The organism is Limosilactobacillus oris DSM 4864, from assembly GCF_001434465.1.
Lineage (GTDB): Bacteria > Bacillota > Bacilli > Lactobacillales > Lactobacillaceae > Limosilactobacillus > Limosilactobacillus oris.
Genome location: NZ_AZGE01000039.1, coordinates 1 through 11617 on the forward strand (window position 1 = coordinate 1; position 11617 = coordinate 11617).

An 11617-nucleotide genomic window follows, 5' to 3' on the forward strand; every position below is an offset into this window, starting at 1 on the left:
TCCATCAGTACTTAAAATTGTAGAACCGAGAAAATGAAGTTTTCTCCCAGCCTCAATCAAATTCCAATGGCCTTGTTGTGTGGGATGGGGCTAGTTTTATCATCCGCTCGGCGGAACTGTTAAATGAGAAAGCTTTCATCGGAAAGTAACCGAGATGTAAAATAGAAAGGGTTAACTTTTCCCTAAATTCGTGATAACTTGGCAGTATGCAATTAATGATTGCTTTAAATATTTACTGAAACGGGAGTGTTTAAAGTGAGCAATAAACACGAGATTGAAGAAGAGTTAGCGCAGGCGGAGAGCCAATTGGCGACACTGTGCCAAAGCGAGCAGCACCCCACCTCTGATGGTAATGAAACAGTGACCATCCAGCCAACGTGTGGGGACCAGATGAGTTCATTGCGGGAAGAGTGCAGTCAGCTGCGAATAATCTTAGAGGCAATGGAAGCATCGGAAGATTAATTAGCTGAATTTAAGAATAACTGAAAGGGAGGCGTGACAGAAGTCATTTATGACTTCGTCTTCACGCCTCCCCATAAGCAAAAAGAGGGCTTCAGAGTTCGGCCTTGCCGAGCACTGAAGCCCCTTTGTGTACTGCGCTGTTCGCTTTTTTTGTTAAAGTAATAGGACTTATTATGTCACGGTCTCCTTTTAATGTTGCTGCAAAAACGGGTAGCTGGTGGAAGTGATTGTCATGTCAAGGAAACGATTGCCCATGGGCTCACCATCCACCTGGCAAAATTCCAGCGAAGTGGTGGTTAGGTGAAAGTTCGTTCCTGACTGGTGGATTGCCCACCGGGAACTGGCGAGGCGTCCACGGTAGAACTGGTGAAGTTGCCAGAGGGTGAGCGGCCAGCCGCGTCGTTCGGCCACAATCAGGTCAAGGTTATTTTCGTGAAGGCCCCCTGTGGTAGTCAGCTGAATTCGGCTGTCGGTAAAGGGATGGTTAGCAACCATGGCGATGTAGGCTTTCGGTGATAATAGACGTCCGGTCGTACCGTTTAACATTAATTGAAACGGTTGCTGGTTGTAGAGGATGGCAGTTGCGCGGCTGAAAAAGGCCAACCGGCTCCAGCGAAACTTCTGCCGCTTGCTGGCCTGGTTGCGCTGGTTGAGTAGCGCAGCATCAAAGCCAATCCCAATGCTGTTTAGGAAGTAGCCGTCATTATCTTTGATGGCGTCATGGTAGTGGCCGATATGGACCTGTTCGCTCGCCTCGGCAGCTAAAACTTGCTGAAGGGCTCCAGCAGGGTCGAGGGAGATTCCGTAGGCACGGGCAAAGCGGCTGAGCTTACTGACCGGAATATATGCGAGGGGGAGCTGCTGCGCGTGCGCCGGTGTATTAGCGATTAGACTGTTCAAGACATCATGCAGCGTCCCGTCCCCTCCGATTACGAGGACGGTTGTTTCCGTAGCATGCCGCGCGGTCGCTAGGCGGCGGGCAAAGTAGGCGGCACTGGTCTCGTCCTTTGTTGCCTGCATCGAAAAGTCGACCTGATTTTCTACTAATTGCTGCTGAATACCGGGCCATACCCGAGAACCGTTACCGTTGCCAGCAGTTGGGTTAAGAATAATTGAATAGTGCATAAACGATGTTCCTCTTTTGTGTAAGCAAGAAAAAAGAGGCTGAGTAATTTTTCCCAGCCTCTGACAATCCTAATTAAAATGTCGTGATTTTGAAGTTAGGATTTTGCTTCTCATATTCCAGCGCCTTGGCGTCGAGTTGTTCGACATATTCAATGTTATAGTCGGTGTTGTGCTCAACCATCAATAACGCTTCCGCTTCAGAATCCGCTTCGATATAAATTGACTGCGTGTTCTCCCGCACGGGGCGCTTGGTATTATCTGGTTGAAAATATACTTTAAAAGTCATTCTACTAAAAACTCCTTAATAGTAATGATATTATGGTCTGCGATTTACTTAGACTATTTTAGCACATCTGCGAAAGGCTGTCTTAATAATTAGCAACATGGTATTATAATTTTAGAAAAGACAGGAGTGGGGGTCTGGTGGATGAAAGTATTTTTGATTTGTTTAATCGCGGTGATTCTAGTAGCGGGGCTCTACGTGTGGGTCCACCGGATTTTGATTAACCGGGCCACAATCATGCTCCGAAACCGGGCCCAACAGACGACGGATCAAGCAGTTAACCAGTGCTTGCAAGACGACCTTGGCTGGGACCGGACGCTGCAATCCGAGCTGGTTACAGACGTGTGGGGAAAGGGCGTTTTAGCGTTCGAATATCATTTTCCGGTAGCAGACTTGGCAGACCTGACAAAAGAACGGCTGGAACAAAAACTCAATGACTATGCCCGTGGTCACCAGCTGCCGGAAGCCGGGGAGAGCTTTGTCGTGACTGATTGGTGGCAGTATGAGCATGTTCAGCATATTGACGTTGCCTACCTGTTGAATGAAGCCACGAGAGAATACGTTGCTGACCTAAAGAAAATTGACCATTAATAAAAGGGATTGCACCTTGCCGCAAGTAATCACTCAGGGAATATTTCCCGGGTGATCTTGTGGGGGTGGAATCCCTTTTGCTTTAGCTGATCATGATGGTATCAGCGGGAGCCTCAAATGGCTTTTGCTTGTTAATGTGGTCGTAGAAAAGCATCCCGTGCAGGTGGTCGATCTCATGCTGGCAAACAATTGCCGGATAGTTCTTTAACCGTACCTGGTGCTTTTCACCGTTAGTGTCTTGGTAGCGCAGGGTGATCCGGTCATGGCGTGGAACATAGCCTGGGACATCCTTGTCTACGGAGAGGCAGCCTTCTCCTTCTGTTAGCGCGCCATACTGCACTGACTCGCTGACAATTACCGGGTTGATGATCACATCTTTGAATTCTGGTTTGCCCCCTTCTTCGGTTGCAGGGACCAGTACGGCTGCCATCTGTTTAGATACGCCGACTTGGGGCGCCGCTAGTCCGACACCCGCCCGTAACTTGTACTTTTCACAGAGTTCGGGATCTTGGCTGACTTCTAGGTACTCCATCATTTTTTTAGCAAGCTCTTGGTCCTCGTCAGAAAGGGGAAAACTGACCTTAGCTGCTCGTTTCCGAAGAACGGGGTCACCGTCACGGACAATATCCTTCATCAAAAACAAACTTTCCGCCTCCAAATAATATATTCTCATTAATTAGTCTACCATAATTAGTCTGATAACCATAAACCCGTGTATTGCAATTTAAACTGGCAGTTGAAAGTGACAACGTTTACATTGGGGCGCTTTCTAGTCATTACCCACTTAAAAAGTCTATGAAAGCGCTTGTATTATGATGAAAAATCGGTATACTAGAAACTGTAAGTAGGCAATCGCTTATATATGATGTTAATTGGATTTGGAAAGGGATGTTTATAATGGCCGATGCCAAAGCTGTAGACTTTGCTAAGATTAAAGCCGAAGAAGGCGCTGCGTTCGCAAAGCCCGTTCAAATTCTGGATAACGATGGAAAAGTCGTTAACAAGGAATTGATGGCTAATTTTACTGATGACCAACTTGTAGACTTAATGAAGAAGATGGTTTGGGAACGCGCTCTGCACGAACAAACTATGAGCTTCTCCCAACAAGGTCGGCTTGGGTTCTACGCACCAACCTGGGGTGAAGAAGCCTCCGAAATGGGGACCGCGGCTGCGTTTAAGAAGCAGGACTTCTTGTTCCCAGCTTACCGTGACTTGCCACAATTAATCCAGCATGGTGCGACTGTCGCTCAGATGTACTTATGGTCTAAGGGCCACGTCAAGGGGAACCTCTTTGACGCTCGTGCTTTGCGGCCACAAATTATTATTGGTGCCCAAATGGTTGAAATGGCCGGTGGTGCCTTAGGAATTAAGAAGAACGGTGAAAAGGATACCGTTGCGTATGCCTATACCGGTGAAGGTGGTTCTTCACAGGGTGACACTTACGAAGGGATGAACTTTGCCGGTGTCTTCCAAGCACCTGCTGTCTTCATCATTCAAAACAATGGTTGGGCCATTTCCTACCCACGGAAGCTCCAAACGGAAGCTGAAACCATTGCTCAAAAAGGGGTTGCAGCTGGAATCCCTGCTGTTCAGGTTGACGGAATGGACGTCCTGGCATGTTACGAAGTTGCAAAGGAAGCCCGTGAATTTGCTGCCGCTGGCAACGGGCCTGTCCTGATTGAAACCTTAACTTACCGGTTTGGTGCCCACAGTTCTGCTGGTGACGACCCTAGCCGTTACCGGACAAAGGATGAAGAAAAGCCATGGTTCGACAAGGACCCACTGATTCGTCTCCACAAGTACTTGACTGAAAAGAAGCTTTGGTCCGAAGAAGAGGAAGAAAAGTACGTTGCTGAATGCAAGGATGACTTCAAGAAGGCTATGAAGGAAGCCGACTCTGTTGAGCCAGAAAAGGTTTCTGACATGCTCAAGCGGACCTTTGAAGTACCAACCCCAGATATTAAAGAACAAATCAAGAAGTACGAAGCAAAGGAGTCGAAGTAATCATGGCTAAGAAGACTTATATCAAAGCTATTACTGAAGGTATTGACATTGCTTTAGCTGAAGATCCTAAGACCCTGGTTTTTGGTGAAGATGTCGGTAAAAACGGTGGTGTATTCCGGGCTACTAACGGCCTGCAAGAAAAGTACGGCAAGGATCGGGTCTTCAGTACCCCACTTGCTGAATCTGGTATCTTAGGCTTATCCATTGGGTTAGCGGTTACTGGCTGGCGGCCGGTTCCAGAAATTCAATTCAGCGGTTTTATCTTTGAAGCCCTGGATTCAATCGTTTCTCAAATGTCACGGATTCGTTTCCAATACAACGGTACCAAGAACGCCCCAATTACGATTCGGACACCATATGGTGGTGGTACCCATACCGCAGAACTCCACGCGGACAACTTCGAAAACTTTGTTATCGGTGTACCAGGCTTACGGGTAGTTACACCAAGTTCTGCTTATGATGCGAAGGGCTTGATTATTTCTGCAATTGAAAATAACGACCCCGTGGTCTTCTTGGAAAACCTGCGCCTGTACCGTTCTGTTAAGGGTGAAGTTCCTGATGATAAGTACACCGTTCCGTTGGACAAGGCAAACGTTGTTCAGGAAGGTAGCGACGTAACGATTATCGCTTATGGTGGTGAAGTTTCAGAAGCACAGAAGGCTGCTAAGAAGCTCGCTAAGGACAACATTTCTGCGGAAATTATCGACTTACGGTCACTTTACCCACTCGACACCGACACGATTTTCGAGTCCCTCAAGAAGACCCACCACGTTGTTATTGTGCAAGAAGCACAGAAGCAGGCGGGTGTCGGTGCTGAAGTTGCTTCAGCAATTTCCGAAGGTGCCATCATGTACCTGGATGCTCCAATCACCCGGGTAGCGGCTCCAAACTCTGTTTACCCATTCCCACAAGCAGAAAACGTTTGGATTCCAGCATCTAAAGATATCGAAGATGCAGTTCGCGAAGTAGTTAATTACTAATCGTTAACTTATTAACGGTTATGAAAGGAAGTTAATACGATATGGCATATAAATTCAGACTACCAGAAATGGGTGAAGGACTGACCGAAGGGGATGTAGCTTCATGGTTGGTTAAGGAAGGCGACCAGATCAAGGCCGACGATCCGTTAATTGAAATTCAAACTGATAAGTCAACCACGCAGCTGGTTTCTCCTGTTGACGGGACGGTTAAAACTCTGAACGTCAAGGAAGATGACCACGTTGAAAAGGGCGACGACTTACTGTTGATTGATGACGGCAAAGATGGCGTCAGCACCAACGTTGAGGGTGACGACGATGATGAACCAGCTGCTGATGATGGTGCGGAAGAAACCGCTGCTCCAGCAGATGACAAGAAGGAAGAAGCAGCTCCGGCTCAAGGTGGAGTTGCTCCATTAGCTGAACCAAACAAGCTGGTTATGGCAATGCCTTCAGTTCGTCAATACGCTCGTGATAAGGGTGTTGATATTTCACTTGTTCAACCAAGTGGTAAGCATGGTCAAGTCCTCAAGGCTGACATTGACAACTTTAACGGTGCCGCTGCTCCAGCTGCTGCTAAGGCTGCTCCGAAGGCCGCCGCTGCTGCTCCTGCTAAGGCTGCCGGGAACACCATCAAGCCATACAAGGGTGCTGGTGAAGATGCTGAAACCCGTGAACCACTGACACCAATGCGGAAGATTATTGCCAAGAACATGCGGAACTCCGTTGACATCAGTCCAATGGTTACCCTGTTTGATGACGTTGAGGTATCTAAGCTGATGGCTCAGCGGAAGAAGTACAAGGCAGTTGCTGCGGATCAAGGGATTCACCTGACCTTCCTGCCATACGTTGTGAAGGCATTAGTTGCGACGATGAAGAAGTTCCCAGAACTGAATTGTTCAATCGATGACGCTACTCAGGAACTGGTTCAAAAGCACTACTACAATGTTGGAATTGCTACGAACACCGATCATGGTCTGTACAACCCGAACATTAAGGATGCCGACAAGAAGGGTATGTTTGAAATTGCCAAAGAAATCGCTGACAACGCTCAGGCTGCCAAGGACAACAAGCTGAGCCCATCCTCAATGGCTGGTGGGAGCATCACGATTTCGAATATCGGTTCAATGCGTGGCAAGTGGTTCACTCCAATTATCAACCAACCAGAAGTTGCAATCTTAGGTGTTGGAACGATTGCTACTGAACCAATCGTTAACGATAAGGGCGAAATCGTCGTTGGACACATGATGAAGTTGTCCCTAACTGTTGATCACCGGTTGATTGATGGTGCATTGGCTCAAAACGCAATGAACTACCTCAAGCGGATGTTGAATGACCCAGAATTAATTATGATGGAAGGTTAGAATAGTATGGCTGAAGTTGAACAAAAAGATACTGTCGTTGTAGGTGGCGGCCCTGGTGGTTACGTTGCTGCCATTCGGGCTTCTGAACTTGGTCAAAAGGTTACCCTGATTGAAAAGGGTGACCCGGGCCTGGGTGGTGTTTGCCTGAACGTTGGTTGTGTCCCTTCAAAGGCCTTAATTGCTGCTGGACACCGTCTTCAGGAGGCTAAGGATTCATCGACTTATGGTGTTTCCAAGACTGATGCCACAATTGATTTCAAGAAGACCCAGGAATGGAAGGACAAGAAGGTTGTCGACCGGATGACCCGTGGGGTTGAAATGCTTTTGAAGAAGCACAAGGTTGAAATCATTAATGGTGAGGCCATTTTGGATAACGACCACCAACTTCGTGTCATCAAGCCAGGTCCAAAGCAATTTATGGACAATGACACTGGACGAACGATTACCTGGAAGAATTTAATCCTGGCAACCGGTAGCCGTCCAGTTGAAATTCCCCACTTCAAGTTTGAGGGCCGGGTCATTGACTCAACTGGCTGCCTGAACCTGCCTGAAATTCCAAAGGAACTGATTGTGATTGGTGGTGGCTACATCGGTTCAGAATTGGCTGGTGCATATGCTAACCTGGGATCCCACGTAACGATTTTGGAAGGACTTCCATCAATTCTGAACGGCTTTGATGACGACATGGTCAAAGTTGTTGAAAAGAACATGAAGAAGAAGGGCATTGACATCATCACTGGTGCAATGGCGAAGAACTCCGAACAGGACGATTCTAGCGTTACTGTTACCTACGAAGTTGATGGTAAAGAACAGACCATCAAGGCGGATTACTGCATGGTTTCCGTCGGCCGGAAGCCAAACACCGACAACTTCGGTTTAGACATGACCAGTGTTGAGCTCAACGACCACCACCAGGTAATCGTTGACCAGCAAGGTCGGACCAACGTTGACGGCATCTGGGCAATTGGTGATATCGTTCCTGGCCCGGCTCTGGCCCACAAGGCATTCTTTGAAGCCAAGACTGCGGCGGGTGCTATTGCTGGCAAGAACACTGCTAATGACTGGGTAGGTGTACCAGCAGTCTGCTTCACTGACCCAGAAATGGCAGAAGTCGGGCTGAACAAGGAACAGGCGAAGGAAAAGGGCATTGAAGTTGCTACTGCTCAATTCCCATTTGCCGGAAATGCCCGGGCCGTTTCCCTGGACTCACCAGATGGCTTTGTTCGCCTGATTTACACGAAGGATGAAAAGAATGTTGTCGGTGCACAAATCGTTGGTCCTGGTGCCAGCGACATGGCCGGTGAATTATCCTTAATTGTCAACTGCGGCATGAACGTGGAAGACGTTGACCTGACGATTCACCCGCACCCAACCTTGAATGAACCAATTCAAGAAGCAGCGGACATTGCAATGGGCTTCCCAACCCATATCTAAAACTATTGAGAGCATGGTGGAAGTTTGCTTCATGCCCTGAAAATACAAGCAGGCCCCTAGCGTCCGGTTTTACCGGGCACTAGGGGCCTTGTTTTTTCCGCATACTGTGAGAAACTGCAAAGATGGTGGTCTACGGAGAGGGGTGGTCAGGAATAAGGGGCGGGGGTTTTGATTTTTATAGGTCAGTAGTAAATTGATAGAAAGAGGGCAGAACCAGGCGAGTTAGGTCCGATCGCCGTTCTTTTCTCGCCAATTTAAAACTAGCACGGTATAATGGGGACAGCAGAATTAAAGTGGGGGATAATTGATGAAAGAACAAAATTATGCTTACCCATTAGACAGCGACTGGTCAATTTCGGAAATGGAAACGGTGATTGCCTTTTGGCGGGCGGTTGAGGATGCCTATGAAGCAGGGATTGGCCGTCAAGTCTTTTTGGACCGTTACCGTGACTTTAAGACGGTTGTTTCTAGTAAAATGGGTGAGAAACAGTTGTGGCGTCAATTTGCCCAGGTATCCGGCTACGAGGCTTACCCTGTCTTGAAGCGGGCGCGCGAGTCACAAGCAAAATTTATTAAGATGGTTGGCGATGAAAAGTGATTGACGAATTAGATAGACAAGTAATTGAAATGCTCCGGCGGGTTAACCAGAAAACCCTCCACCGGATGCAGGAACCCTTTCAGGTAGCGACAAAAACTAATTATAATGACCTGGTGACGTCCGTGGATAAACAAAATGAGCGGGAAATCGATGCTTTCCTCCGGCGGGTTGACCCAGGCTGTCAAATTCTCAGCGAGGAGGGGTATGGTAATCAGCAAATTACCAGTACTGCCGGTCACGTATGGATTGTGGACCCGATTGATGGAACCCTGAATTTTGTTAAGCAGCGCAATCACTTTGGAATTATGCTGGCGCTCTATATTGATGGGCAACCAACACTGGGTTACATTATGGACAGCATGAATAAGCAGCTGTACCATGGTGGTCCGGGACGGGGCGTCTTTGTCAATGACCGCCAATTGGCTGCCCCTGCCGACCTTTCCTTGCGGGAGGGCCTGGTCTCAATCAGTAGTCCGCTTATTTTAGGGAACGTGAAGAACCTGCCGATGGTTGCCAAGGCTGCCAGTGGACTCCGGATGTACGGGAGTGCGGCAATGGAAATGATCGGGATGCTGAAAGGTGAATTAGCGGGCTACGTTTCCCACCTCCATCCTTGGGACCTAGCTGCTGGCCGGGTGATGGCAGAAGAATTAGGCTTAGTAGTTAAATCGATTGACGGAACCGCACCAGATGTGCTATCATCTAACCTTGTATTGATAGCTACTAAACAAGTTAGCCGGGAGATTGCTGAGCTTACTGACTAATTGTTAAAAGCTGTGACGAAATGGTCACAGTTTTTTTATGAAATCAACCCTAAATGAGTGTATACTAAATTCAGGAGAATGGATTGTAGAAAGGAAGAATCGAACTTTGAAAACACGTGACGACATTCGTAACATTGCGATTATTGCCCACGTTGACCACGGTAAGACGACCCTGGTTAATGAAATGTTAAAGCAGTCTGACACTTTGCCGGAGCACTTCTCAATTGAAGACCGGGCCATGGATACTAACGCCATTGAACGTGAACGGGGAATCACTATTCTTTCCAAGAACACGGCTGTTAAGTATGGCAAGTACCAGATCAACATCTTGGATACTCCGGGTCACGCCGACTTCGGTGGTGAAGTGGAACGGGTTATGAAGATGGTTGATGGGGTTCTCTTGGTTGTGGATGCCTTCGAAGGAACCATGCCCCAGACCCGGTTCGTATTGCAAAAGGCACTAGAACAACACCTGACGCCAATTGTTGTTATTAACAAGGTTGACCGGAAGGGTGCCCGTCCTGAAGAAGTCGTTGATGAAGTATTAGACCTCTTTATCGAACTGGGGGCAGATGAAGACCAGCTGGACTTCCCAGTTGTTTACACTTCAGCAATGAACGGGACTTCTAGTTATGATTCTGATATTTCTACTCAGGAACACACGATGAAGCCGCTCTTTGATACCATTGTCAAGACTATTCCGGCACCAGTTGACAATTCAGATGAACCACTCCAATTCCAAGTGGCTATCCTGGATTACAACGACTTCGTTGGCCGGATCGGAATTGGCCGGGTGGTTCGCGGCTCAATCAAGGTCGGTGACAATGTTACCCTGCTCAAGCTAGACGGCTCCAAGAAGAATTTCCGGGTTACCAAGCTCTTTGGTTTCTTCGGTTTGAAGCGGTTGGAAATCAAAGAAGCCAAGGCTGGTGACCTAATTGCCGTTTCCGGGATGGAAGACATCAATGTCGGTGAAACGGTTGCTGATTCCGAACATCCTGAAGCATTGACGCCACTGCGGATTGATCCACCGACGCTGCAAATGACTTTCCGGACCAACGATTCACCATTTGCTGGTCGGGAAGGCAAGTTCGTGACTGCTCGGCAATTGGAAGACCGTTTGAAGCGTGAAATGCAGACCGATGTTTCCCTGAAGGTTGAAGATACTGATGACCCGGGTGCCTGGACCGTTTCAGGTCGTGGTGAATTGCACCTGTCAATCCTGATTGAAACTCTGCGGCGTGAAGGCTACGAACTGTCAGTTTCCCGTCCACAGGTTATCTATCGGGAAATTGATGGGGTCATGAGCGAACCATTCGAAGAAGTTCAAATCGATACGCCTGACGAATACACGGGTTCCGTCATTGACAGTCTTTCCAAGCGGAAGGGTGAAATGCAGAACATGGAACCGAGTGAGAATGGTCAGACCCGGCTGATCTTCTTGGCACCATCACGGGGCTTGATTGGTTACTCCACCGAATTCATGACTCTGACCCGTGGTTACGGAATTATGAACCACACCTTCGAAAAGTATGCTCCGGTAATTAAGAACTGGAACCCTGGCCGGCAAAAGGGTACTTTGGTATCAATGAATGCTGGTAAGGCTACTACTTATGCCATGATGGGAATTGAAAGTCGTGGTCAGCTGTTAATTGACCCAGGTACGGAAGTTTACGAGGGAATGATCGTTGGTGAAAACAGCCGTGAAAACGACATTACGGTTAACATCACCAAGGGGAAGAACCTGACCAACGTTCGTGCTGCGGGTTCTGACGAAATGGCCCACATTAAGACCCCAACCCACTTCTCATTGGAAGAATCCTTGGAGTTCTTGAACGAAGATGAATACTGTGAGGTCACGCCAGAAAATATTCGTCTGCGGAAGCAGATTTTGAACACTAACGCGCGTGAAAAGGCTGCTAAGCGGCGCAAGGCAGCTTCCCGGAAGTAATTGAACGATTTTGACGAAAAAGACCTTGGCAGAGCTGAAGTGAACCCTGTAAGTTGGACACTTT

At 48.0% G+C, this 11617-nt stretch carries 12 protein-coding genes; 9 read left to right on the forward strand and 3 right to left on the reverse strand.

Annotation, left to right across the window (positions count from 1 at the left end; translation table 11 throughout):
• Window positions 1–255 precede the first annotated feature (255 nt).
• Window positions 256–462: a hypothetical protein gene (locus tag FC49_RS09010; protein ID WP_003711693.1), complete on the forward strand. Its 207-nt coding sequence runs from the start codon at window positions 256–258 to the stop codon at window positions 460–462.
• A gap of 189 nt (window positions 463–651) precedes the next feature.
• Here the strand turns inward: FC49_RS09010 and FC49_RS09015 are convergent, their stop codons facing one another.
• Both FC49_RS09015 and FC49_RS09020 read right to left on the reverse strand, forming a co-directional pair.
• Window positions 652–1587, reverse strand: coding sequence for a diacylglycerol/lipid kinase family protein (locus tag FC49_RS09015; protein ID WP_056984840.1), 936 nt, complete (start codon window positions 1585–1587; stop codon window positions 652–654).
• A 73-nt stretch (window positions 1588–1660) separates the two neighbouring features.
• The gene (locus tag FC49_RS09020) at window positions 1661–1873 is read right to left on the reverse strand and encodes a DNA-directed RNA polymerase subunit epsilon (RefSeq protein ID WP_003711706.1); all 213 of its coding nucleotides are present in this window, start codon (window positions 1871–1873) and stop codon (window positions 1661–1663) included.
• 141 nt (window positions 1874–2014) lie between these two features.
• On the opposite strand from FC49_RS09020, the gene FC49_RS09025 reads away from it, so the two are divergent.
• Window positions 2015–2461, forward strand: coding sequence for a hypothetical protein (locus FC49_RS09025; RefSeq protein WP_056984841.1), 447 nt, complete (start codon window positions 2015–2017; stop codon window positions 2459–2461).
• A gap of 82 nt (window positions 2462–2543) precedes the next feature.
• Here FC49_RS09025 and def read toward each other — a convergent pair whose 3' ends face one another.
• Entirely contained in the window at window positions 2544–3104 is a 561-nt protein-coding gene (gene def / locus FC49_RS09030) for a peptide deformylase (RefSeq protein ID WP_003711702.1), read from the reverse strand.
• Window positions 3105–3358: 254 nt separating this feature from the next.
• Here def and pdhA point away from each other — a divergent pair, with 254 nt between their 5' ends.
• The 7 genes from pdhA to typA all read left to right on the forward strand — a co-directional run bounded on the left by pdhA (window position 3359) and on the right by typA (window position 11553).
• A complete protein-coding gene (pdhA, locus tag FC49_RS09035; RefSeq protein ID WP_056984842.1) occupies window positions 3359–4465 on the forward strand; it encodes a pyruvate dehydrogenase (acetyl-transferring) E1 component subunit alpha in 1107 nt (368 codons plus the stop codon).
• 2 nt (window positions 4466–4467) lie between these two features.
• Window positions 4468–5445: an alpha-ketoacid dehydrogenase subunit beta gene (locus FC49_RS09040; protein ID WP_003711701.1), complete on the forward strand. Its 978-nt coding sequence runs from the start codon at window positions 4468–4470 to the stop codon at window positions 5443–5445.
• A gap of 41 nt (window positions 5446–5486) precedes the next feature.
• Complete coding sequence (locus tag FC49_RS09045; RefSeq protein ID WP_003711692.1) at window positions 5487–6806, forward strand: 2-oxo acid dehydrogenase subunit E2; 1320 nt, start codon at window positions 5487–5489, stop codon at window positions 6804–6806.
• Window positions 6807–6812: 6 nt separating this feature from the next.
• Window positions 6813–8240 (forward strand): dihydrolipoyl dehydrogenase, encoded by a 1428-nt coding sequence (gene lpdA, locus FC49_RS09050; RefSeq protein ID WP_003711697.1) that lies wholly within the window; start codon window positions 6813–6815, stop codon window positions 8238–8240.
• A gap of 307 nt (window positions 8241–8547) precedes the next feature.
• Window positions 8548–8838 carry a UPF0223 family protein gene (locus tag FC49_RS09055; protein ID WP_003711739.1) on the forward strand — a complete coding sequence of 97 codons (291 nt, stop codon included), beginning with the start codon at window positions 8548–8550 and terminating at the stop codon, window positions 8836–8838.
• On the forward strand, window positions 8835–9602 hold the full coding sequence (locus tag FC49_RS09060) for an inositol monophosphatase family protein (protein ID WP_003711742.1): 768 nt from the start codon (window positions 8835–8837) through the stop codon (window positions 9600–9602). Before FC49_RS09055 ends, FC49_RS09060 begins: the two co-directional genes overlap by 4 nt.
• 106 nt (window positions 9603–9708) lie before the next feature.
• Window positions 9709–11553, forward strand: coding sequence for a translational GTPase TypA (typA, locus tag FC49_RS09065; protein ID WP_003711728.1), 1845 nt, complete (start codon window positions 9709–9711; stop codon window positions 11551–11553).
• The last annotated feature ends 64 nt before the right edge of the window (window positions 11554–11617 follow it).